Origin of the sequence: Shimia biformata, assembly GCF_016888515.1 — a bacterium.
Lineage (GTDB): Bacteria > Pseudomonadota > Alphaproteobacteria > Rhodobacterales > Rhodobacteraceae > Shimia_A > Shimia_A biformata.
This window is the reverse complement of the sequence record NZ_JAFEJK010000001.1, coordinates 1,407,923-1,430,380: the sequence shown is the minus strand read 5'-3', so window position 1 is coordinate 1,430,380 and position 22,458 is coordinate 1,407,923. Positions and strand designations below refer to the sequence as shown.

General features: G+C 63.4%; 20 protein-coding genes. 11 read left to right on the top strand and 9 right to left on the bottom strand.

Annotation, left to right across the window (positions count from 1 at the left end; all coding sequences use genetic code 11):
• Positions 1–85 precede the first annotated feature (85 nt).
• From xylF to JQ863_RS06975, 4 genes are all read left to right on the top strand, one after another.
• A complete protein-coding gene (gene xylF / locus JQ863_RS06990; RefSeq protein ID WP_204113580.1) occupies positions 86–1,114 on the top strand; it encodes a D-xylose ABC transporter substrate-binding protein in 1,029 nt (342 codons plus the stop codon).
• 65 nt (positions 1,115–1,179) lie between these two features.
• The gene (locus JQ863_RS06985; protein ID WP_204113579.1) at positions 1,180–2,475 is read left to right on the top strand and encodes a sugar ABC transporter permease; all 1,296 of its coding nucleotides are present in this window, start codon (positions 1,180–1,182) and stop codon (positions 2,473–2,475) included.
• Positions 2,475–3,251, top strand: coding sequence for an ATP-binding cassette domain-containing protein (locus tag JQ863_RS06980; protein WP_204113578.1), 777 nt, complete (start codon positions 2,475–2,477; stop codon positions 3,249–3,251). The genes JQ863_RS06985 and JQ863_RS06980 overlap by 1 nt, the downstream gene beginning before the upstream one ends.
• Before the next feature lie 59 nt (positions 3,252–3,310).
• Positions 3,311–4,246 carry a glucokinase gene (locus tag JQ863_RS06975; protein WP_204113577.1) on the top strand — a complete coding sequence of 312 codons (936 nt, stop codon included), beginning with the start codon at positions 3,311–3,313 and terminating at the stop codon, positions 4,244–4,246.
• A 3-nt stretch (positions 4,247–4,249) separates the two neighbouring features.
• On the opposite strand, the gene JQ863_RS06970 is transcribed toward JQ863_RS06975, so the two are convergent.
• The 6 genes from JQ863_RS06970 to JQ863_RS06945 form a co-directional block, all read right to left on the bottom strand.
• Positions 4,250–6,265 (bottom strand): M3 family metallopeptidase, encoded by a 2,016-nt coding sequence (locus tag JQ863_RS06970; protein WP_204113576.1) that lies wholly within the window; start codon positions 6,263–6,265, stop codon positions 4,250–4,252.
• Positions 6,266–6,281: 16 nt separating this feature from the next.
• Positions 6,282–7,331, bottom strand: coding sequence for a HesA/MoeB/ThiF family protein (locus JQ863_RS06965; protein WP_204113575.1), 1,050 nt, complete (start codon positions 7,329–7,331; stop codon positions 6,282–6,284).
• Positions 7,331–7,774, bottom strand: a complete 444-nt coding sequence (gene dut / locus JQ863_RS06960; protein WP_239113359.1) for a dUTP diphosphatase — start codon at positions 7,772–7,774, stop codon at positions 7,331–7,333. The genes JQ863_RS06965 and dut overlap by 1 nt, the downstream gene beginning before the upstream one ends.
• A gap of 67 nt (positions 7,775–7,841) precedes the next feature.
• Positions 7,842–9,035: a bifunctional phosphopantothenoylcysteine decarboxylase/phosphopantothenate--cysteine ligase CoaBC gene (gene coaBC, locus JQ863_RS06955; protein ID WP_204113574.1), complete on the bottom strand. Its 1,194-nt coding sequence runs from the start codon at positions 9,033–9,035 to the stop codon at positions 7,842–7,844.
• Positions 9,036–9,116: 81 nt separating this feature from the next.
• Positions 9,117–9,908, bottom strand: a complete 792-nt coding sequence (locus tag JQ863_RS06950) for a ChaN family lipoprotein (protein ID WP_338055499.1) — start codon at positions 9,906–9,908, stop codon at positions 9,117–9,119.
• Complete coding sequence (locus JQ863_RS06945) at positions 9,905–10,783, bottom strand: RNA polymerase factor sigma-32 (RefSeq protein WP_204113573.1); 879 nt, start codon at positions 10,781–10,783, stop codon at positions 9,905–9,907. Before JQ863_RS06945 ends, JQ863_RS06950 begins: the two co-directional genes overlap by 4 nt.
• 147 nt (positions 10,784–10,930) lie before the next feature.
• On the opposite strand from JQ863_RS06945, the gene JQ863_RS06940 reads away from it, so the two are divergent.
• From JQ863_RS06940 to JQ863_RS06925, 4 genes are read left to right on the top strand one after another with little or no spacing between them, the layout of a single operon-like run.
• A complete protein-coding gene (locus JQ863_RS06940; RefSeq protein ID WP_420826250.1) occupies positions 10,931–11,383 on the top strand; it encodes a bifunctional adenosylcobinamide kinase/adenosylcobinamide-phosphate guanylyltransferase in 453 nt (150 codons plus the stop codon).
• Entirely contained in the window at positions 11,380–11,958 is a 579-nt protein-coding gene (locus tag JQ863_RS06935; RefSeq protein ID WP_204113571.1) for a histidine phosphatase family protein, read from the top strand. Before JQ863_RS06940 ends, JQ863_RS06935 begins: the two co-directional genes overlap by 4 nt.
• 58 nt (positions 11,959–12,016) lie before the next feature.
• Positions 12,017–12,895 (top strand): glutathione S-transferase, encoded by an 879-nt coding sequence (locus tag JQ863_RS06930; RefSeq protein WP_204113570.1) that lies wholly within the window; start codon positions 12,017–12,019, stop codon positions 12,893–12,895.
• A 56-nt stretch (positions 12,896–12,951) separates the two neighbouring features.
• On the top strand, positions 12,952–14,466 hold the full coding sequence (locus tag JQ863_RS06925) for a YifB family Mg chelatase-like AAA ATPase (RefSeq protein ID WP_204113569.1): 1,515 nt from the start codon (positions 12,952–12,954) through the stop codon (positions 14,464–14,466).
• Positions 14,467–14,486: 20 nt separating this feature from the next.
• On the opposite strand, the gene gshB is transcribed toward JQ863_RS06925, so the two are convergent.
• The 3 genes from gshB to rsmI form a co-directional block, all read right to left on the bottom strand.
• The gene (gene gshB, locus JQ863_RS06920; protein ID WP_204113568.1) at positions 14,487–15,425 is read right to left on the bottom strand and encodes a glutathione synthase; all 939 of its coding nucleotides are present in this window, start codon (positions 15,423–15,425) and stop codon (positions 14,487–14,489) included.
• Positions 15,426–15,489: 64 nt separating this feature from the next.
• Positions 15,490–15,921, bottom strand: a complete 432-nt coding sequence (locus JQ863_RS06915; protein WP_204113567.1) for a YraN family protein — start codon at positions 15,919–15,921, stop codon at positions 15,490–15,492.
• Between the two features lie 43 nt (positions 15,922–15,964).
• On the bottom strand, positions 15,965–16,825 hold the full coding sequence (rsmI, locus tag JQ863_RS06910) for a 16S rRNA (cytidine(1402)-2'-O)-methyltransferase (protein ID WP_204113566.1): 861 nt from the start codon (positions 16,823–16,825) through the stop codon (positions 15,965–15,967).
• 93 nt (positions 16,826–16,918) lie between these two features.
• Between rsmI and JQ863_RS06905 the strand changes: the two genes are divergently transcribed.
• Genes JQ863_RS06905 through murJ form a run of 3 tightly spaced genes read left to right on the top strand, consistent with a single transcriptional unit; the run spans position 16,919 to position 22,402 of the window.
• Positions 16,919–18,091, top strand: a complete 1,173-nt coding sequence (locus JQ863_RS06905) for a penicillin-binding protein activator (protein WP_204113565.1) — start codon at positions 16,919–16,921, stop codon at positions 18,089–18,091.
• A complete protein-coding gene (locus JQ863_RS06900; protein WP_204113564.1) occupies positions 18,051–20,861 on the top strand; it encodes a [protein-PII] uridylyltransferase in 2,811 nt (936 codons plus the stop codon). Before JQ863_RS06905 ends, JQ863_RS06900 begins: the two co-directional genes overlap by 41 nt.
• Positions 20,858–22,402 (top strand): murein biosynthesis integral membrane protein MurJ, encoded by a 1,545-nt coding sequence (gene murJ / locus JQ863_RS06895; protein ID WP_204113563.1) that lies wholly within the window; start codon positions 20,858–20,860, stop codon positions 22,400–22,402. Before JQ863_RS06900 ends, murJ begins: the two co-directional genes overlap by 4 nt.
• Positions 22,403–22,458: the final 56 nt, after the last annotated feature.

Here is a 22,458-nt window from a genome sequence, read left to right as displayed (position 1 = left end):
TTTGACTTTCAAATTTATTTCGCAAATCATTTCGCTGTCCGTGCCTGATACAACCGACATGGGCACAAAACTTTGGGAGGACATCATGAATATCATCAAAACCGCGGTGGCCGCAGTTGCGGGCGCCGTCATCAGCACAGCAGCCCTGGCCGCTGATCTGACTGTTGGCGTCAGCTGGTCGAACTTCCAGGAAGAGCGCTGGAAAACCGACGAAGCGGCAATCAAGGCGGCGCTGGACGCGGCTGGCGCAAAATACATCTCGGCGGATGCGCAAAGCTCGTCGTCGAAACAGCTGTCGGACATCGAGAGCCTGATCGCACAAGGCGCGGACGCGCTGATCATCCTGGCCCAGGACGCGCAGGCCATTGGCCCGGCGGTTCAGGCCGCGGCGGACGAAGGTGTACCGGTTGTCGGCTATGACCGCCTGATCGAAGACCCCCGCGCCTTCTATCTGACCTTCGACAACGTCGAGGTTGGCCGGATGCAGGCCCGCGCCGTGTTCGAAGCGATGCCGAAAGGCCGCTATGTCATGATCAAGGGCTCGCCCACCGACCCGAACGCGGACTTCCTGCGTGGCGGTCAGCAGGAAGTGCTGCAGGCAGCCATCGACAAGGGCGACATCGAGATCGTCGGCGAAGCCTATACCGATGGCTGGCTGCCCGCGAACGCCCAGCGCAACATGGAACAGATCCTGACCGCGACCGATAACGGCGTGGACGCGGTTGTGGCCTCGAACGACGGCACCGCAGGCGGTGTGGTCGCGGCGCTGACCGCGCAGGGCATGGAAGGTATCCCGGTTTCGGGTCAGGACGGCGACCATGCCGCGCTGAACCGCGTTGCCAAGGGTCACCAGACCGTGTCGGTGTGGAAAGACGCACGTGAACTGGGCAAGGCAGCAGGCGAGATCGCCGTGGCCCTGGCCGGTGGCACCGCCATGGCGGATGTCGATGGCGCAGGCAGCTGGACCTCGCCCGGTGGCACCGAGATGACGGCCAAGTTCCTGGCGCCGGTTCCGATCACCAAAGACAACCTCAGCGTTGTCGTCGACGCTGGCTGGATCAGCAAGGATGCGCTGTGCCAAGGCGTCTCGGGCGGCCCCGCCCCCTGTAACTGATCTTTTGCAAACACCGTTTGCCCCGGCTGTGTGCCGGGGCAGACCCCAGCGACGAGGTGCATCCCATGGCACAGTCCGACACCGACCTTCCCCAAGCCGCGAAAAAGTCCCTGTTCCAATCGCTGGAACTGGATACGCGCATGCTGGGCATGATCGGGGCCTTCGTGGTCCTCTGCCTTGGCTTCGATTTCCTGACCGAGGGGCGCTTTCTGACCCCCCGCAACATCTTTAACCTGACGATCCAGACCGTTTCCGTGGCGATCATGGCCACCGGCATGGTCTTTGTGATCGTCACCCGCCACATCGACCTGTCCGTCGGCGCGCTGCTGGCGACCTGTTCGGCGATCATGGCGATGACCCAGACCGCGATCCTGCCAGACCTTCTGGGCTTTGGGCTGGAACACCCTGCCACCGCATGGATCACCATCCTTGTGGGTCTGATCGCAGGCACGGTGATCGGCGCGTTCCACGGCTGGCTGATCGGCTATCTCACGATCCCCGCCTTCATCGTCACGCTGGGCGGTCTGCTGGTGTGGCGCAACGTCGCCTGGTACCTGACCTCGGGGCAGACCATCGGGCCGCTTGACTCGACCTTCCAGAAATTCGGCGGCATCTCGGGCACGCTGGGCACGACCTGGTCCTGGATTTTTGGCGTCATCGCCACGCTTTTCGCGATCTGGGCCCTGTGGAATTCCCGCCGCAACAAGATCAAGCATGGGTTCGAGGTCAAACCGATCTGGGCCGAGGGTGTGCTGGCCGGTATCATCTCGGTCGCGATCCTTGGGTTCGTCGCCATCCTGAATGCCTATGAAATCCCAACCCGCCGCCTTGCCCGCATGTTCGAGGACAAGGGCGAGGTCATGCCCGACGGCTTTACCGCCGCCTATGGTCTGCCGGTCTCGGTCCTGTTGCTGATCGCGGTCGCGGTCGGCATGACGATCATTGCCCGGCGCACCCGGTTTGGCCGCTATATCTTTGCCACCGGCGGCAACCCGGACGCGGCAGAGCTGTCGGGGATCAACACCCGCCTCTTGACGGTCAAGATCTTTGCCCTGATGGGCGCCCTGTGCGCGATCTCGGCCGTGGTTGCGTCGGCGCGTCTGGCAAACCACTCGAACGACATCGGCACGCTGGACGAATTGCGCGTCATTGCGGCGGCGGTCATCGGCGGCACCGCGCTGGCGGGTGGATCGGGCACGATCTATGGCGCCATTCTTGGCGCGCTCATCATGCAGTCGCTGCAATCGGGCATGGCGATGGTCGGGGTGGACGCTCCGCTTCAGAACATCGTTGTCGGCACCGTTCTGGTCGCTGCCGTCCTGATCGACATCATCTATCGCAAACGCACAGGAGCCAAGTGATGACCACACCTTTGGTAGACATGCGGAACATCCGCATTTCCTTCGGCGGCGTACACGCGGTGGATGACGTCTCGGTCGACCTCTATCCCGGCGAAGTCGTGGGCCTTCTGGGTCACAATGGCGCGGGCAAGTCGACGCTGATCAAGATCCTGTCGGGCGCCTATCAGGCCGACAGCGGCGAAATCTGGATCAATGGCGAAAAGGCCGAGATCCACAATCCGCGCGACGCCCGCCGTTACAATATCGAGACGATCTATCAGACGCTTGCGCTGGCCGATAACCTCGATGCGGCGTCGAACCTGTTCCTCGGGCGCGAGCTGGTGACCGGTCTGGGCATGGTCGATGACGACGCAATGGAAGCAGAGTGCCGCAAGATCATGGGCCGGCTCAATCCGAACTTCCAGAAGTTTTCGGAACCGGTGTCGGCCTTGTCGGGTGGTCAGCGGCAATCGGTGGCGATCGCCCGTGCGGTCTATTTCGACGCCAAGATCCTGATCATGGACGAACCCACGGCGGCGCTTGGTCCGCACGAGACCCAGATGGTTGCGGAACTGATCCAGCAACTCAAGGCGCAAGGCATCGGCATCTTCCTGATCAGCCATGACATCCATGACGTCATGGACCTTTGCGACCGCGCCAGCGTGATGAAGAACGGCAAGCTGGTGGGTACGGTGGATGTCGACAAGGTCACCGATGACGACCTTCTGGGCATGATCATCCTGGGCAAGCACCCTGGCAAAGGGGCAAGCGAAGGGTCGGGCGAAAAGTCCAACTGACAAACCCGCGCCGTCCTGTTAAGGGGCGGCGCAAAGCATTTACCGACGGGACGCGACCATTGTATCTTCTGGCTGATATCGGCGGCACGAATTGCCGTATGGCTCTGGCGGACGAAAGCGGGCTTTTGCCCGCCTCGCAGCGGTCCTTTGCCAATGACGATTTCGCCACTTTCTATGACCTGCTGGCGGCCTTCCTCGCCAGCCACGACGCCCCAACCGTCACCAGCGCCTGCATCGCCATTGCCGGGCCGGTTACCGGCCGCACCGCAAGGGTCACAAACCGCGCATGGGAGATTTGCAGCGACGCGCTGGAACGTGACCACCGGCTTGGCCGGGTCCAGCTGATCAACGATCTCAGCGCGCTTGGTTATGCCAGCGCCGCCCTGCCTGCCACCGGATTTCAGCGCCTGCGCGACGGCGGCGCGGCGTCAAGCGGCAACGGTCAGTCGCTGGTCCTTGGCGTTGGAACCGGGCTGAATATCTGTCCGGTTCGCGATCTTGGCACCGGCCTGCCCAGCGTGGCGCAATCCGAGATGGGACATGCTGGCATTCCCGCGCCCAGCCTGACCTACCTGACCGACGCCATCGGCGCAAAGGCCCCTGATTTCCCCAGCAATGAGCAATGTCTCAGCGGTCTGGGTCTGGCGGCACTTTATGCCGCGCGCTGTGGCGGGACTTTGCAGGGCCATCAGATCATGGCCGCCGCCAATGACGGCAGCGACCCGGATGCAGCAGCGACCATCGACCTTGCAGCCGCACTTCTGGGGGTTCTGGTGAAAGAACTGACCTATCAGTTCATGCCGCTGAATGGCATCTATCTGGCAGGCAGCGTTGCCCGGTCCTTGTGCGACGAGACCCATCTTCCCAAGGTCCTTGCCGCCCATGACGGGGTCAAGCGGCGGCTGGACGACAGCCTGCCCGCCGTCCCGCTGTCATTGATCACCGATGACGCCGCCGCACTGGTCGGTTGCCTCGCGGTGGCGCGCAGCCTCTGACCCCTATTCCGCAGCCAGACCACGGCCTTTCAGCAACGCCTCGACCCCCGGCAAACGCCCCCGGAAGGCGGTATAAAGCTGGTCGGCCTCTTGCGAGCCGCCAGTCGACAGGATGTTGTCCTCAAGCCGCTTTGCCATGACCGGATCAAACGGCCCGTCCGCCTCTTCGAAGGCGGCAAAGGCATCGGCGTCCATGACCTCGGACCACATGTAGCTGTAATAGGCCGAGGAATAGCCGTCCCCGGCAAAGACATGGGCAAAATGCGGCGTGGCGTGGCGCATGATGATGGCGTGGGGCATGCCCAGTTCGGCCAGCACCTCGGCCTGTTTCGCCATCGGGTCGGCGGGTGCGTCACCATCGTGGAACGCCAGATCGACCAAAGCCGAGGCCACATATTCCACCGTCTGGAACCCCATGTCGAAATTCGCCGCGCCCAGCACCTTGTCCAGCATGTCCTTGGGCATCGCCGCGCCGGTTTCGGCGTGGGTGGCAAACTCCCGCAGGACCTCGGGCACCTCGAGCCAGTGTTCGTAAAGCTGGCTGGGCAGTTCGACAAAATCCCGCGCCACGGATGTGCCCGAGATCGATTCATAGGTCACATCCGACAGCATCTGGTGCAGCGCGTGGCCAAACTCGTGAAACAGCGTGCGCGCATCGTCATAGCTGAGCAGCGCCGGTTCGCCCTTGGCGAAGTTGCAGACGTTGATGACAACCGGGGCCTGTTCGTCGGGGAACTTCGCCTGCGAGCGCATTGCGCTGCACCATGCGCCCGACCGTTTCGATCCGCGCGCGAAATAGTCGCCGATGAAAACCGCCACGTGTTTGCCGCCGCGCGTCACTTCCCAGGCGCGGGCATCGGGGTGGTAAAGCGGCACATCCAAGGGTGAAAACTCCAGCCCGAACAGGCGGTTGGCACAGGCAAAGGCGGCCTCGATCATCCGGTCCAGTTGCAGATACGGCTTCAATGCCGCCTCATCCAGATCATGATCGCGCTGGCGCAACCTTGCCGCGTAATAACGCCAGTCCCACGGTTCCAGGTCGCCGTTGAACCCGTCTTCATGCAGCATCGCGGTCAGGGTTTCCGCATCCTTTTCGGCCCGCGCCTTGGCCGGTTCCCAGACCGCCATCAACAGGTCGCGCACGGCCTCGGGTGTGCCGGCCATCTCGGTTTCCAGCTTGTAGGTCGCGAAATTCGCATAGCCCAGCAGCTTGGCCCGTTCCTCGCGCAGTTTCAGGATCTCGGCGGCGATAGCGCGGTTGTCGGTGTCACCACCATTCGCACCCCGCGCCGCCCAGGCCGCAAACGTCTTCTGGCGCAGGTCACGGCGGGGCGAGAATTGCAGGAAGGGCGTGATGATCGAACGTGCCAGCGTGACCACCGGCCCCTCGGTGCCCTTTTCCTTGCCCGCCGCCCGCATCGCGTTGACCGCAAAATCCGGCAGCCCCTCAAGGTCACCCTCGGTCAGTTCCATGAACCACGCGCGTTCATCCGCCAGAAGGTTCTGGGTAAACTCGGTGCCAAGAGTGGCCAGCCGCGCCTTGATTTCCTTCATGCGGGCATCGTCCGCCCCCTCCAGCGCCGCGCCCCCGCGCACGAACCCGCGATGGGTCAGCATCAGCACCCGCGCCTGCTCATCGGTCAGATTCAGCCTGTCGCGCGCATCCCAAAGCGTGGCGACCCGGCCAAACAGCGCCTTGTTTGCCGAAATCTCGGCCCCGTGACGCGCCATTTCGGGCGAAAACTCGCGTTGCAGCGCCTCTCGCGCGGGGTTGCTGTCGGCCCCGGCCACGGTGAAGAACACCGACAGAACCTTGTCCAGATCGCGCCCCGCGGCCTCAAGCGCCTCGATCGTGTTGGCAAATGTCGGCGCGTCGGGATTGGCGGCAATCGCGTCGATCTCGGCCTTGTGCGCGACCAGGGCCGTCTTGAAGGCGGGCGCGAAATCCGCGTCCGAGATGCTGTCGAAGGGGGCCAACCCAAAAGGGGTGTCCCAATCCTGCAAAAGGGGGTTTGTCATGCTCTTACCTTCATATTCATTCTTGTCTGGCTGTGCCGCAGGTCGGGCAGTCGCCGCGCCGTTTCAGCCCGATCTTGCGGCTTTCGCCATAAAGCGCGTCATAGATCAGCATCTCGCCGCGCAATGCAACCCCGGCCCCGGTGATGACTTTGACCGCCTCGACCGCCATCATCGACCCGACCACGCCCGGCAAGGGGCCGATCACCCCGGCCTCGGCGCAGGACGGCGCAAGACCGGGCGCGGGGGCTTCGGGGAAGACACATTGGTAACAGGGCGCGTCATGGGCGGGGTCGAACACGCTGACCTGTCCTTCCCATTGCGACAAGGCGCCGGAAATCAACGGCTTGCCCGCCGCAACGCAGGCAGCGTTCACAAGGTAGCGGGTATCGAAATTGTCAGTCCCGTCCAACACGAGGTCATAATCGGCCACCAAATCGGCGGCGGTTTCCGCATCCATGCGGCGCTGATAGGGGCGGATGTCGGCCCAGGGGTTCAATGCCCGCATCCTTTCGGCGGCCGAATGCACCTTGGGCATCCCGATGGCCCCATCCGTGTGGATCACCTGCCGTTGCAGGTTCGAGCCATCGACCTCGTCATCGTCGATCACGCCAATTGTGCCCACCCCGGCAGCGGCAAGATACATCAGCGCCGGACTGCCCAGCCCACCCGCACCAACCACCAGCACGCGCGCCTCTTTCAGCTTTTTCTGGCCCAGCCCACCCACTTCGCGCAGCACGATATGGCGGGCATAGCGGCCCAGTTCGGTCTCGGTGAATGTACCGGCGGGTTTTGCGGTGGCCTCTTCCGGCGCAGCCGCCCGCGCCTTCAGCCACACCAGCCCAGCCCGGTAAAGCGCAACCAGAGCGCCAGCGCCCAGCAACAACAGCCAGGGCGCGGCGCTGCCGCCGGTTGCGGTGCGGATCGGATTGCCATCGGGCAACACCAGCTGCGCCAGCACCACCGCCAGTACAAGAACGGCGATCATCTGCCACCGCAGCCGTGTCGGGCTGCCCATCAGTGCGCCAACACCCCAAAGCGCGGCCGCCATCACCAGAACAAGAACCATCAGCCCACCCCGGTCGAGCCGAAACCGCCCGCCCCGCGCGCGGTGTCATCCAGCGTATCGACCTCGACAAATGTCGCCTGCACCACCGGTGCGACCACCATCTGCGCAATCCGCGCGCCGTGTTCGACGTGGAAATCAGCGTCACCTGCGTTCATCACGATCACCCCCAGCGGCCCGCGATAGTCGCTGTCGATTGTTCCCGGACTGTTGGGCAGGGTGATCCCGTGTTTCAGCGCAAGGCCCGAGCGCGGCCTGATCTGAACCTCGAAACCGGCCGGGATCGCCAGCCGCAACCCGGTCGGCACCAGCGCCCGCGCGCCCGGTGCCAGAACCAGCCCATCGCGCCCGTTGTCAGGGAAATTCGCACGCAGGTCAGCGCCCGCCGCCCCCGCCGTTTCATAAGACGGCAGGCCCAATGACCGGTCCGCGCCCTCGTCCCACATCAGCTGAACCGAAACCACGCCGTCCCCTTCTTTCTTGTCACAAATACTCAAATCCGACGCCGCGAGGTCAGCCCAGCGCCTCGGCGATGCGCGAGGCCAGCCGATGCGCGACCTCGTCCTTGCCCATGCGCGGCCAGCTTTCCGCGCCCGCGTCCGAGATCAGCACGATGGCGTTTTCCGATCCGCCCATGATCCCGGTTTCCGGGCTGACATCATTGGCGACGATCCAGTCACAGCCCTTGCGCGCACGTTTCTTCGTGGCGTTCTCGACCACATCATCGGTTTCGGCAGCAAAGCCCACGACCAGCCCGGGCCGCCCTGTGGCCATCTGCGACACGGTTGCCAGAATGTCGGCGTTTTCGGCAAAATCCATTGCCGGGATCTTGCCGTCCTGTTTCTTGATCTTGCTGTCCGAGGCGGTTGTCACCCGCCAGTCTGCGACAGCGGCGGCAAAGATCGCCGCGTCCACGGGCAGAACACCGGCAACGGCTTCCATCATCTGTCCGGCCGTTTCGACCTCGACCACGTGTGCGCCTTCCGGTCGCGGCGCGGTGGCCGGGCCGGTCACGAACACCACCTCCGCCCCCATCGCGACAAGCGCGCGGGCAATCGCGGTGCCCTGCGCCCCGGACGAGCGGTTGGCGATATAGCGCACCGGGTCGATCGGTTCGTGTGTCGGGCCGGAGGTGACCAGAATGCGCCGCCCGGTCAGCGGACCTTCGGACATCGCGCCCTCGATGGCGGAAATGATTTCGGCGGGTTCGGACATCCTGCCCGGCCCGTATTCGCCGCAGGCCATGTCGCCTTCGTTCGGGCCGACAACGGCAACCCCATCGCCCCGCAATGTCGCGATATTGCGGCGGGTGGCCGGATGGTCCCACATGCGCACATTCATCGCCGGCGCAATCAGGACGGGCGTATCCGTCGCCAGCAACACGGTCGAGGCCAGATCATCCGCCCGCCCCTGCGCCATCTTTGCCATCAGATCGGCGGTGGCCGGGGCAACGACAATCAGGTCGGCGGACCGGGACAATTGGATATGTCCCATCTCGGCCTCATCGGTCAGGTCGAAGAGGTCGGTATAGACCTTCTCACCCGCCAAGGCCGACACGGAAAGAGGTGTCACGAACTCGGTTCCGGCCCGCGTCAGGATCGGAGTCACCCAGGCCCCACGATCCCGCAGACGGCGGATCAGCTCCAGGGACTTGTAGGCCGCGATTCCGCCGCCGATGATCAACAGGATACGCTTGTCGGTCAGCATCTTGGCCCCCGGTTGTCTTGTCTGTCGCCGACCTTATGCGCGGTGCGGGCCAGAGACAAGCTGACCTGCCCCCGGCGATCCCTATTGAAACGCCTTGCAGGGGTCGTCCCGCTCGGCTGCGGCGGTCACGAGGAAATGGTCAAATGGCGGGGTCTGATCCGGCGAGGCTTCCAGTTGTCCCACTGTTACGACTGTCGGGCCATCGCCCAACAAGTAGGGCGCACCCCAATCCTTGCGGGCGTGGCCGTTTCCGGTGATTACCGCCACCGGCCCCCCGGTTTCGGTCAACGCAAGTTCAACCTGTTCCGCCAGCCGCGCGTCCCGCAGCCGCTGCCCCAGCACCATACCGGGCAGCATTTCCGGCGGCAGCGCATTGCAATGCGCCTCAAGCTGCTCGGCCTCGCGCTGTTGCTGCTGGTCGTCGGGCAAAGGCGCCGTCAACTGGTAACGTTCGGCCCCCGGCCCGAAAGCGGCGGCAATGTCGCCGCCCAAGATCGCCGCGCGCACCGCGTCGCGTGGCACCATCGCCCCATAGTGCCGGGCCGCGCCGGAGGCTGCAAAAATCGGGTAATAGAAAGAGAAATCCGGCCAGTTGCTGTTTTCCCACTCCAGCGCCACGCCCAGCGCCGCCTGATCCTTCACCAGATCGGCAGTCACCCGCCCCGCCTGTTCAGGGTCCAGCATCTCCCAGACAACCGCCCTAGGCCGAAGGGCGGCAACCGCCGCTGCCTGATTTTCGTGATGGACCGGATTGTCATGGGTTTCGCCCAGAAACAGCACGTCGGCACGCAGCGATGTCAGCTCCGTTACCGAGATTTCCCCGGCGGCAACCGATGCAGCCGCCACCAGGAAGGCAAAGATCATGTTCCTCATGCGAGGAAGTTCATAACCTCGTTGCCCCGCCCTTCAAGGGCTTTCCGCATCTTGGCGAAAGCGCTGACCTCTAGCTGGCGGACACGTTCCTTTGACACGCCCAGTTCCTGACCAAGGCTTTCCAGCGTGCGCGGATCTTCGGCCAGCCGACGTTCGCGCAGGATCATCCGCTCTCGCAGAGACAGGTCGCGCATCGCAAGGATCAGCCATTCGCGCAGTTGTTCCCGGTCAAGATCCTGCTCGACGCCTTGGGCGCCCAGCGCGTTTTCGTCTTCCAGGATATCGATCCACTCGCGCCCGTCCTCGTCGGTGGACTGCGTGGCGTTCAGCGAAAAATCTGACCCTGACAGGCGGCCCATCATCATCTCGACGTCATGTTCTGGCACCCCGATTTCACCCGCGATCAGACCGCGCAGCGTGGGCTGGTCAATCACCTCGCCGCGCGCCGCGGCCTCGCGTTCGAACCGCGCCTGCACCCGGCGCAGGTTGAAGAACAGCGACTTCTGGGACGAGGTCGACCCCGTACGCACCATCGACCAGTTGCGCATCACGTGATCCTGGATCGACGCCCTGATCCACCACACCGCATAGGTCGAGAAGCGGACCCCCCGGTCCGGGTCGAACTTGTCAGCCGCCTTCATCAGCCCAAGCCCGGCTTCCTGGATCAAATCGTTCATCGGCACACCGTAGCGCTTGAACTTCGCGGCCATGGAAATTGCCAGCCGCATATAGGCAGTAATCAGCCTATGAAGTGCTTTTTCGTCCCGATTATCACGCCAGGCGCGCGCCAGCGCCTGTTCTGTTTCTGCGTCCAGCATCTCGGCCCGCATTGCGCGGCGGGTGATTCGCTGATTGTTGTCGCCGTCATAAGGCATAATTCCCCCCTTGTTTCATGCGCTTTCCACGTGGGATACGCAGGGTGACGGAACTTGGATCAATGATAGCGCGATAAGATGTCTGCCAAATTCACATTTATTTTAGGTGCCGCTGCGTCAGGCAAATCCGCCTTTGCAGAAGGGTTGATGCCGACGTCCGGTCGCTCGCGCTATTATCTGGCCACTGCGCAAAGCTTTGATGACGAAATGACAAGAAAAGTGGCGGAACACGTCGCGGCGCGCGGGGTCGGCTGGATTACAATCGAAACCCCGTTCGATCTGGCGGGCGCGGTGGCGCAACTCCCTGCCGACAGCACCGCACTGGTGGATTGCGCGACAATGTGGCTGACAAACCACCTGCTGGCGGACCATGACATCGCCGCCGAGACTGCCCGCCTTCTGGCCGCTTTGTCAGACTGCAAGGCGGAGATCATCGTGGTCTCGAACGAGGTTGGCGCCGGGATCGTGCCGGACAACGCGCTTTCGCGCCGCTTCCGAGAGGCGCAAGGAAAGCTGAACCAGCAACTGGCCGCCCTGTCGGACCGGGCCGCGCTGGTGGCGGCGGGACTGCCCGTGGTGCTGAAAGGCACGTTTCCATGACCCGGCTGTTCCTGGTCCGCCACGGCCCGACCCATGCCCGCGCAATGGTCGGGTGGTCGGATATTCCCGCCGACCTGTCCGATCACGCCGCGATTGCCCGGCTGGATGCCTTCCTGCCCGAGGACGCGCTTGTCGTCAGTTCCGATCTGGTCCGCGCCACCGCCACGGCGGACGCGATTCAGGGCGCGCGCGACCGCCTGCCCCACGACCCGGCCCTGCGCGAGATCAATTTTGGCCGTTGGGAGTTGCGGACATTCAACGAGATCGAAGCCGAAGACCCCGACCATATTCGCGCCTACTGGGAAACGCCGGGCGACGTGGCGGCGCCAGAGGGCGAAAGCTGGCATCAGACCCACAATCGGGTCAGCGGTGCGGTGGACCGGCTGATCCGCGCCCATCCGGGCCGCGCTCTGGTTGTCGTCTGCCATTTCGGGGCCATCCTGACACAGGTTCAGCGGGCGGCCGGGTTGGACAATACCCAGGCTTTTGCCCATCGCATCGACAACCTATCCGTGACCGAGATCGCCATCACCCCGGATGGCTGGCAAGTCGGGCGGATCAATCACATACCTTGATGAAATCGATCAGAAACTTTCGTTTGGCTGATACGTCCTGCGCCCTTAACCTCGGCCCATGACATATGATTTGATCCTTGGCGATTACGCCTATTCCTCCTGGTCGCTGCGCGGCTGGCTGTTGTTTGAAAAATTCGGCGTGCCCCGCCGCACCCGCCTTCTGGACTTCTTCGACGACCGCAGCGTCGCCGAACAGATGCCGGATTTCGCCCCGGCCCGCACCGTTCCGGTGATGAAAACCCCCGATGGCGTGGTGGTCGCGGATTCGCTCGCCATGGCCGAAGAACTGGCTTACCGCCACCCCGAGGCCGGGTTCTGGCCGGTCAGCCCAACGGCCCGCGCCACGGCAAGGATGCTGGCCGCCGAGATGCATTCTGGTTTTTCCGCCCTGCGCAATGAATGTCCGATGAACCTGCGAACGGCCTATGTCGACAGTGCGCCCTCTGACGCGGTGCTGGCCGATGTCGCGCGGCTTGAAGTGCTGTGGGACCATGCCCGTGCCACCTGCGGCGGCGAAGGGCCGTGGCTGTGCGGGACGTATTCCGTCGCGGATGCGTTTTATGCCCCGGTCGCAGCACGGCTTGCAGGCTATGCGCTTCCTCTCGGCAAGGCGGCGGCAGACTATGTCGATGCCCATCTCGCCGATCCCGCCTTTCGCCGCTGGCGCGCGATGGGTTTGGTACGGGGTGAGACCCTGCCATGGTATGCCAAACCCTACGAGACCAAGGATTGGCCGGGTCCGACACCGCTTGCCGCACATTCGGTCGCCTCTGGCCCGTCGGTCAACGACGCCTGCCCCTATTCCGGCAAGCCGGTGAGGGATTTCCTTGAGTTCCAGGGCAAGGTCTATGGCTTCTGCAACCCGTTCTGCCGCGACAAGACGGTGGCCGACCCCGAAGCATGGCCCGCGTTCATGGCTTTGGTGAACACGCATTAACCATTCGCTAACCGGTCCCCGTTAACCATTTCTCCAACGGTTGACGGGAGAGCGGCATGGTCGCGCGGGCCTATACGGTTGCCTTCGAAGGTGTAGAGGCCCACGAGGTCGAGGTGCAATGCGCCGTGACCCCGGGCCTGCCGGGGTTTTCCATCGTCGGACTGCCGGACAAGGCGGTCTCAGAGGCGCGCGACAGGGTGCGGGCGGCCCTGAATGCCATGGCCATCGCGCTGCCGTCGAAGCGGATCACGATAAACCTGTCACCCGCCGACCTGCCGAAGGAAGGCAGCCATTTCGACCTGCCCATCGCCGTGGCGCTTCTGGCGGCGCTGGATGTCATCCCGGCGGATGCGGCCGAAGCCAGCCTGTCGCTTGGAGAATTGTCGCTGGACGGGTCACTGGTCCCGGTCACGGGCGCCTTACCCGCGGCCATGGCCGCCGCTGCCGAGGCACGCACGTTGCTTTGCCCCACGGCATCGGGACGAGAGGCCGCATGGGTCGGCGACGCGCAGGTTCTGGGTGCGGCCAGCCTTGCCGACGTGGTGCGCCATTACACCGGACAATCGCCGCTGCCGCCGTCGGAACCCGGCGAGGTATCCGGGCCTCTCGCGATACCCGATCTTGCCGACGTGAAGGGCCAGGAAAGGGCCAAGCGCGCGCTTGAAATCGCCGCCGCCGGGCGCCACCACCTGTTCATGACCGGAAGTCCGGGGTCCGGGAAATCCATGCTGGCCGCCCGGTTGCCCGGTATCCTGCCGCCACTGACCCCGGTTGAAGCGCTGGAAACCTCGATGATCCATTCCGTCGCCGGGCTGATCGAACAGGGCGGCATCTCGCGCAGCCGCCCATTCCGCGAGCCGCATCACACCGCATCCATGGCGGCCATTGTCGGCGGCGGGCGGCGCGCCAGCCCGGGTGAGATAAGCCTGGCCCACAATGGTGTTCTCTTTCTGGACGAATTGCCCGAGTTTTCACGCCAGGTGCTGGAAACCCTGCGCCAGCCGATTGAAACCGGCACGGTCATGGTCGCCCGCGCCAATGCCCATGTCAGCTATCCCTGCCGGTTCATGCTGGTGGCCGCCGCCAACCCGTGCCGCTGCGGGATGATGTTCGACCCAAGCCGCGCCTGCGCACGGGTGCCCGATTGCGGCGCGGATTACATGGGGCGCATCTCGGGGCCGTTGCTGGATCGGTTCGACTTGCGGCTTGAGGTACCGCCCGTGGGCTTTGCCGATCTCGACCTGCCCGCCAGTGGCGAAAGCTCGGCCGTGGTGGCGGTACGGGTGGCAAAGGCGCGGGAATTGCAATCACGACGCTATGCTGACATCGCCGGGGTGCGCACCAATGCCGATATCGAAGGTGCGCTTCTGGATGCGGTGGCAACGCCGGATGACGAAGGCAAGTCCTTCCTAACCCGCGCTGCCGAACGGCTTGGCCTGTCGGCGCGTGGCTATCACCGGGTCCTGCGGGTGGCGCGGACCATTGCCGACCTCGACGGCGCCCCCCATGTGCGGCAACCGCATTTGGCCGAGGCGCTCAGCTATCGCGGCGATCCTGCAAATGACCGGTAAGTCAAAGGCATGTCCCGGCCTCAGCCGGCCTTGCGCGCCTCGATCGCCTGCCAGATCTTTTCGGCGATATTGACGCCGTCGAAACGTTCAAGTTCCTGAATGCCGGTGGGCGAGGTCACGTTGATCTCGGTCAGATAGTCGCCAATGACGTCGATCCCGACAAAGATCTGCCCCTTCTCGCGCAACAGGGGGCCGATCGCCGCGCAGATTTCGCGGTCACGGCCGGTCAGGCCGATCTTTTCGGGCCGGCCGCCCACATGCATATTCGAGCGCGTTTCACCGGCCGCTGGCACGCGGTTGATCGCGCCGACCGGCTCTCCGTCAACAAGGATCACGCGCTTGTCGCCGTTGCTGACGTCAGGCAGGAATTTCTGCACGATCAGGGGTTCGCGGCTGAAGCCGGTGAACAGTTCGTGCAGACTTGAGAGGTTACGGTCGTTGACGTCCAGACGGAACACCCCCGCGCCGCCGTTGCCGTAAAGCGGCTTTAAAATCACGTCGCCATGCTTTTCCTTGAACGCCTTGATGGTGCCGAGGTCACGGGCGATGGTCGTCGGCGGCGTCAGGTCAGGGAAGTCGAGGACCAGAAGCTTCTCGGGGTAATTGCGCACCCAGAACGGATCGTTAACCACCAGGGTTTGCGGATGAATGCGGTCCAGAAGATGGGTCGAGGTGATGTAATGCATGTCAAAAGGCGGGTCCTGCCGCAGCCAGACCACGTCCCAATCGCCGAGATCGATGGTTTCAAGCGGTCCCAGCGTGACATGGTTGCCCTTTTCCCGACGCACTTCCATGCGGTGGCCGCGCGCTGTGACGCGGCCCTCTTCATAGGCCAGCATGTCGGGAGAGTAATAGAACAGCTCATGCCCGCGCGCCTGCGCTTCCTCGGCGATACGAAACGAACTGTCGGCGTTGATGTTCACCGATTGGATCGGGTCCATCTGGAAGGCGATCTTCATGCGCTGCCCCTTTTGATACGTCGCCTCTTACATGGCGCAGCAGGGCGGAGCTTGCAATGGGCGCTCAGGCAGCAAGCGCGTTTTCGAGGACTTCAATGCGTCCCGACGCATCGACCAGTGCCACATCGAACCGGCATGGCGTCAATTCCCCGGCAGGTTCAGTGGCAAGGAACGCGGAAGCGCCCGCCAGGAGGCGTTTTTTCTGGCGCGGCGTGACGCGCTCAGCGGCATAGGCAAAGGTGCGTGCCTGTTTCACTTCGACGAACACCACTGTATTGCCATCGCGGAATATCAGATCAATCTCACCGCCCCGGTTGCGCCAGCGGCGTGCGGCAACAGACATCCCGCGACGACAATATGAGAGTTCGACAGAGTTTTCCGCCGCGACCCCAGCGAGATAGGCACGCTGACCGACAAGGGTTTGCGGCCTGACCGCCGGTTTTGCCGGCGGCGTTTCAAGCAGATCAAAGAAGTCCGATTGCCGAACGAAAGACATGATTGCGGCCTCACAAGAGTCACTACCGGGCCAGATTACTTTGTCAGCCCTGTTTCGCCGACAGTTTTAACGCCAATTGGTAAACGCCTCGTTTATGGGCACCAAAGGCGCGGGCGACGCTTTCAGCGGCATCCCGCACCGACATCGTCTGAAGCGCGGTTTCCAGTGCGGTCTCGATGTCGCCCTCGTCGCGGGCTTCGTCTCCGGCGCGGTCGATCAGAACAACGATCTCACCCTTTGGGGCGTCGTCATAAGACGCCGCCAGTTCAGCGAGCCCCCCCCGCCGGACTTCCTCGAATTTCTTGGTCAGCTCACGGCAGACCGCCGCCTGACGCGTGGCGCCAAGCACCTCGGCGGCATCGGCCAGCATCGCGGCCACCCGCCGCGGGCTTTCGTAGAAGACCAGCGTTCCGGGAATATCGCGAAGCTCGGTCAGCGCCTTTTTCCGGGCACCGCTGGCGTTGGGCAGGAAACCCGCAAAAAAGAAGGCGTCCGTCGGCAGCCCGGCCAGGCTGAGGGCGGTCACGACGGCCGACGGACCGGGTGCCGAGGTCACGGGGTATCCGGCCTCAGTCACCTCTCGGGACAGGTGATAGCCCGGATCAGCGATCAGCGGCGTGCCCGCTTCCGACCCATAGGCCACCGACCTTCCAGCCGCGATATGGCCCAGAATCGCCGTGCGTGACTTGTCGCCTGAGTGATCGTGGTAGGACAGGATTTTGCGGTCGCCAAGCGGCACGCCATGGATCTCGAGAAGGCGGCGCATCGAGCGTGTGTCCTCGGCCGCGATCACATCCGCAGATGCCAGGATGTCCAGCGCCCTCAGCGTGATGTCCCGCGCAGTGCCGATCGGTGTGGCAACAAGATAGAGCCCGGGCTGCAAATACATCTTTTGGTGATTCAACGCTGGACCCGCCCATGATGGTGTTTATTATCTTCCCCCGACAGCCGCCGCGAATTAATGAGGGTGGCGCGCCCAGGGAGTTCAGGAGTTTTCATGTTCAATCTTTTTAAACATGCCCGCCGGGTTCTGAAAGGGGCCGTGCTGGGCATTGCCGCAGTTGCGCTGGCTTCTTGCGACGGTGTCCCGATTGGCGGCGGGCCGTCGATTGACACATCGAAACCCGTACCCGTGGCGCTTCTGGTGCCCAAGGGTTCCAGTGCATCGGGCGATGCGCTTTTGGCGCAAAGCCTTGAAAACGCTGCACGTCTTGCGATTGCTGACCTTGGCGATGTCCGGATCGACCTGCGCGTTTATGCCACCGCAGGCAACGCGGGCCAGGCCCAACAGGCCGCGCGGCAAGCGGTCTCTGAGGGTGCGAAAATCATTCTTGGCCCGGTCTATGGAGAGGCCGCGAACGCCGCAGGGGTGGCCGTGGCATCGCAGGGCGTCAATGTGCTGTCATTTTCGAACAACACTTCGATTGCCGGCGGCAACGTGTTTGTCCTTGGACCGACGTTCCAGAATACCGCAGACCGGCTGGTGCAGTTTGCCCGCAACAACGGAAAAAGCCGCATCCTGACGGTGCATGCCGATACCGTATCGGGTCAGGTCGGGCGCAACGCGGTGGCCTCGGCGATTTCACGCGCAGGGGCCTCGAATTCGGGCGCAGTGCCGTATGAGTTCTCGCAACAGGGTGTGGTTGCTGCCGTGTCGGTTGTGCGTCAGACCGCCGAGGATACACAGTCCGACGCGATTTTCCTGACCTCCGACACCTCTGGCGCGCTGCCCCTGTTCACGCAGATGCTGCCCGAGGCCGGACTGACCACCGACAAAATTCAGTATATCGGCCTGACCCGCTGGGATATCCCGCTGCAAACCTTGAGCCTGCCGGGGGTTCAGGGAGGGTGGTTTGCCCTGCCCGACCCTGCCTTGAACGAGCAGTTCCAGACCCGCTATGCGCAAGCCTATGGTGGCTTGCCGCACCCGATTGGCGGGCTGGCCTATGACGGCATTGCGGCAATCGGCGCACTGGTCAAACAGGGCAAGAGCGATGCATTGACCGTGAGCGCGCTGACACAGGGCGCCGGATTCAGCGGCGTGAATGGTATTTTCCGGCTGAAACCCGATGGAACCAACGAACGCGGGCTGGCCGTCGCCACCGTCCGCGACAAACAGGTGGTTGTGATTGACCCTGCCCCAAGATCTTTCGGCCGCGCCGGTTTCTGACCGGAACCCGCTGCGCCTTCCTGACCCGCCCGCCACGCTGATCCGCGAGGCCGATGACATCTTTGACCGCGCCGCCATCGGCGCGGCGATCGTATCTGCCTGCGCCGAGGCCTCGGACGACCGGGCGTTGCGCTCTGACGTGGTGCGTATCCTGCTGGCTGCCCGCAAAGCCGGTAACGCGGTGATCGCGGAAGGGTTCATCGAAAAACCTCTGGCCGCGCGCGAAATGACGCGGTCCTACACTTGGCTCACCGATTGCCTTGTCCTGTCGGCCCATTACATCGCGACCCAGGCCGTTCACAAACTGGCCAATCCGACAGATTCGGAAAAGCTGGCCCTGTTCGGGGTCGGCGGGTATGGCCGGGGCGAGATGGCGCCGTTTTCGGATGTCGACCTGTTGTTCCTGACGCCTTACAAGATCACCGCCTGGGCCGAGAGCGTGATCGAGACCATGCTTTACATCCTCTGGGATCTGCGCCTGAAGGTGGGCCATTCCAGTCGCACGGTAAAGGATTGCATCCGGCTGGGCGCCGAGGATTTCACCATTCGAACGGCGCTTTTGGAAAACCGGTTCCTTGGCGGGTATGCGCCGCTTGCAAAAGACCTGAACACGCGGCTGGAAAAGGACCTGTTCAAGGGCACCGAAAAGGAATTTGTCGAGGCCAAGCTGGAAGAGCGTGACGCGCGCCACATCAAGCAGGGTCAACGCTATATGGTCGAGCCCAACGTGAAAGAGGGCAAGGGCGGTCTGCGTGACATGCAATCGCTCTACTGGATCGCCAAATACGTCTATCACGTCGGCCGCGCCCGCGATCTGGTGCAGAAGGGCGTGTTCCACGAGGACGAATACGACCGCTTCACCAGGGCCGAGAACTTCCTCTGGGCGGTGCGCGGGCATATGCATCTGATCGCCGGGCGCCCGGTCGAACAGCTGACCTTCGACCTTCAGGTCGAGGTGGCCGAACGGATGGGATACGAGGACCGGGAAGGCCGTCGCGGGGTTGAGCATTTCATGCAGGAATATTTCCTGCATGCCACCGCCACGGGCGACATGACACGGATCCTGTTGACCAAGCTGGAAGCTGACCATGCCAAAAGCGAACCGCTTCTTGAGCGCATCTTCAAGCGCAGACGCAAGATCAAGGACGAGTACGAGGTCATCAACAACCGCCTTGCCATTCAGGACGACGCGGCCTTTCTGTCAGACAAGCTGAACCTGTTGCGCATCTTCGAAGAGGCGCTCAGGACCGGGATGCTGATCCACCCGGATGCCATGCGGTTGATCACGGCCAACCTCGACATGATCGACGACGACATGCGCAACACCCGCGAGGCCCAGCGCATCTTCCTGGATCTGCTGTTGAAGCACGGCAACCCGGAACGCGCATTGCGCCGGATGAACGAACTGGGTGTGCTGTCTGCCTTTATCCCCGAGTTCGAACCGATCGTGGCGATGATGCAGTTCAACATGTACCATTCCTACACGGTGGACGAACACACGATCCAGGTGATCGCCAATCTCGACCAGATCGAACATGGCGAGCTTGAAGATGAACTGCCGATCTCGTCCGAGATCATCCGCTCGGGCATCAATCGAAAGGCGCTGATGGTGGCGCTTCTGCTGCATGACATCGGCAAGGGGCGCGACATCGATCACTCGATCCTTGGCGCGCAGATCGCGCGCAAGGTGGCGCCGCGGCTGGGTCTGTCCAAACCGGAATGCAAGACGGTCGAATGGCTGGTGCGCTATCACCTCTTGATGTCGGACACGGCGCAGAAACGCGATATCGCCGACCCCAGAACGGTGCGCGACTTTGCCAAGGCGGTGGGCAATATCGACCGGCTGAACCTGCTGACGGTGCTGACGGTCTGTGACATTCGCGGCGTCGGCCCGGATGTGTGGAACAACTGGAAGGCCGTCCTGATCCGCGCGCTTTACCGCCAGACCAAGGTCGTCCTGGAGGACGGGATGGAGGCGCTCAGCCGCGAACATCGCGGTACCGAGGCGAAGAAGCTGCTGCGCAAGCAGTTGAAGGACTGGTCGAAACCAGAGTTGAAGGCCGAAACCAGCCGCCACTATCCCCCCTATTGGCAGGGGCTGCATGTGACCGCCCACGTGGTCTTTGCCCGGCTGTTGAAAGATATCGGCGACGACGAGATCCGCATCGACCTGCACCCCGACACCGATCGCGACGCGACGCGGGTGTGTTTCGCCATGGCCGACCACCCCGGCATCTTCAGCCGCATGTGCGGCGCGCTGGCGCTGGTGGGGGCCAATATCGTCGATGCGCGGACCTTCACCTCGAAGGACGGCTATGCCACCGCCGCCTTCTGGATTCAGGACAGCGACGGCAAACCCTATGAGGCCAGCCGCCTGAAACGGTTGGAACAGATGATCCACAAGACCCTGAAGGGCGAGGTGATTGCGGCCGAGGCGATGAAGTCGCGCGACGTGATCAAGAAACGCGAACGCGCCTTCCGGGTGCCGACGACGATCACCTTCGACAACGAAGGGTCCGAGATTTACACCATCATCGAAGTCGATACGCGGGACCGTCCGGGGCTGCTGTTCGACCTGACCCGGACACTGGCCAACAACAACGTCTATATCGCCAGCGCAGTCATTGCGACCTATGGCGAACAGGTGGTCGACACGTTTTATGTCAAGGACATGTTCGGGCTGAAATTCTACTCGGCCTCGAAGCAGAACGCGCTTGAGAAGAAGCTGCGCGAAGCCATCGAGAAGGGTGCGGAGAGGGCGGTCTCTTGAAACCGATCCGTCTGATGCGCGGGTTCCTGACCGTTGGCGGCTGGACCATGGCCAGCCGTGTGCTGGGGTTCGTGCGCGATGCGATGATCCTGGGCTTCCTGGGCACCGGACCGCTGTATGAAGCCTATGTCGTGGCCTTCCGCCTGCCCAACATGTTCCGCCGCTTTTTTGCCGAGGGCGCGTTCAACATGGCCTTTGTGCCGATGTTCTCGAAAAAGCTGGAAGCTGGCGAGGATGCCGAGGGGTTCGCCCGCGATGCCTTTGCATGGCTGGCAACATTCCTGATCGCGCTGACCGTGCTGGCGCAGGTTTTCATGCCCTGGATGATCTGGGGCATCGCCTCGGGGTTTTCCGGGCAGACGACGTTTGATCTGTCGGTCGAGTTTGGCCGCATCGCCTTTCCCTATATCCTGTTCATCTCGCTTGCAGCACTTCTGTCAGGCGTGCTGAACGCCACCGGGCGTTTTGCCGCCGCCGCGGCGGCGCCGGTCTTGCTGAACGTCCTGCTGATTTCAGGCATGGCGGTCGCGGGCTGGATGGGCGGAGATGTTGCCCGCACCCTGATCTGGATGATCCCAGTGGCCGGTATTGCGCAATTGGTGCTGGTCTGGTTCGCCGCGAAACGGGCCGGGTTTACCCTGAGCCTGCGCCTGCCCCGCCCCAGCCCCGAGATGAAGCGGCTTGTCGTCGTCGCCGTGCCTGCCGCGCTTGCCGGTGGCGTGACGCAAGTGAACTTGCTGGTTGGCCAGCAGGTCGCGTCGTATTTCGACCGCGCGGTGGGCTGGCTGTTTGCCGCGGACCGGCTCTATCAACTGCCGCTGGGCGTTGTCGGCGTCGCCATCGGCATCGTGCTTCTGCCGGACCTGTCGCGCCGCCTGAAGGCCGAGGACACAGCCGGATCACGCCACGCCCTGTCGCGCGCGGGTGAAATATCGCTGGCGCTGACCGTCCCCTGCGCCGTGGCGCTTCTGGTGATCCCTGTGCCGCTGGTCTCGGTCCTGTTCCAGCGCGGCGCGGCCACCGCCGCCGACAGCGCCGCCATTGCCTCTGCTGTCGCGGTCTATGCGCTGGGGCTGCCCGCCTTCGTGCTGCAAAAGGTATTGCAGCCTCTGTTCTTTGCACGTGAGGACACCAAAAGCCCGTTCCGCTTCGCGCTCTGGGCCATGGTCGTGAACGCGGCCGTCGCCATCGGTCTTGCCCCGCTCATGGGCTGGCTGGCCCCCGCCCTTGCCACCTCTCTGGCGGGCTGGATCATGGTGGCGATGCTGTGGCGCGGCACCCGCCCGATGGGCGAGATCGCCCGGTTCGACGACCGGTTCCGCGCGCGCATTTGGCGTATCGTATTGGCCTCGGCTGTGATGGGAGCCGCGCTTTGGGGCGCGTCGGTGGTTCTGGAAACGGCACTGAACAGCGCCGGAATTCGCTATCTGGCGCTGGCCGGGCTGATCGCGGTCGGGATCGTTGTTTATTTCGCGTGCGGGACGATGATCGGCGCCTTCCGGCTTTCCGATTTCCGCAAAGCGGCACGTCGCGGCGGATAACTCGCCCTAAAATAGTGCTTGCCAGATTGTCGCACCAGATGTTTTCTGCGCCCACA

Bases quoted from the DNA above. Each gene is read 5' to 3' on its own strand.
- JQ863_RS06930 (WP_204113570.1), top strand. From the start codon at position 12,017: ATGACATATGATTTGATCCTTGGCGATTACGCCTATTCCTCCTGGTCG.
- JQ863_RS06985 (WP_204113579.1), top strand. From the start codon at position 1,180: ATGGCACAGTCCGACACCGACCTTCCCCAAGCCGCGAAAAAGTCCCTG.
- JQ863_RS06970 (WP_204113576.1), bottom strand. From the start codon at position 6,265: ATGACAAACCCCCTTTTGCAGGATTGGGACACCCCTTTTGGGTTGGCC.
- JQ863_RS06915 (WP_204113567.1), bottom strand. From the start codon at position 15,921: ATGTCTTTCGTTCGGCAATCGGACTTCTTTGATCTGCTTGAAACGCCG.
- xylF (WP_204113580.1), top strand. From the start codon at position 86: ATGAATATCATCAAAACCGCGGTGGCCGCAGTTGCGGGCGCCGTCATC.
- JQ863_RS06965 (WP_204113575.1), bottom strand. From the start codon at position 7,331: ATGGTTCTTGTTCTGGTGATGGCGGCCGCGCTTTGGGGTGTTGGCGCA.
- coaBC (WP_204113574.1), bottom strand. From the start codon at position 9,035: ATGCTGACCGACAAGCGTATCCTGTTGATCATCGGCGGCGGAATCGCG.
- JQ863_RS06905 (WP_204113565.1), top strand. From the start codon at position 16,919: ATGTTCAATCTTTTTAAACATGCCCGCCGGGTTCTGAAAGGGGCCGTG.
- JQ863_RS06925 (WP_204113569.1), top strand. From the start codon at position 12,952: ATGGTCGCGCGGGCCTATACGGTTGCCTTCGAAGGTGTAGAGGCCCAC.
- JQ863_RS06945 (WP_204113573.1), bottom strand. From the start codon at position 10,783: ATGCCTTATGACGGCGACAACAATCAGCGAATCACCCGCCGCGCAATG.
- JQ863_RS06950 (WP_338055499.1), bottom strand. From the start codon at position 9,908: ATGAGGAACATGATCTTTGCCTTCCTGGTGGCGGCTGCATCGGTTGCC.
- gshB (WP_204113568.1), bottom strand. From the start codon at position 15,425: ATGAAGATCGCCTTCCAGATGGACCCGATCCAATCGGTGAACATCAAC.
- JQ863_RS06940 (WP_420826250.1), top strand. From the start codon at position 10,931: ATGCCGACGTCCGGTCGCTCGCGCTATTATCTGGCCACTGCGCAAAGC.
- JQ863_RS06980 (WP_204113578.1), top strand. From the start codon at position 2,475: ATGACCACACCTTTGGTAGACATGCGGAACATCCGCATTTCCTTCGGC.
- dut (WP_239113359.1), bottom strand. From the start codon at position 7,774: ATGTGGGACGAGGGCGCGGACCGGTCATTGGGCCTGCCGTCTTATGAA.
- JQ863_RS06935 (WP_204113571.1), top strand. From the start codon at position 11,380: ATGACCCGGCTGTTCCTGGTCCGCCACGGCCCGACCCATGCCCGCGCA.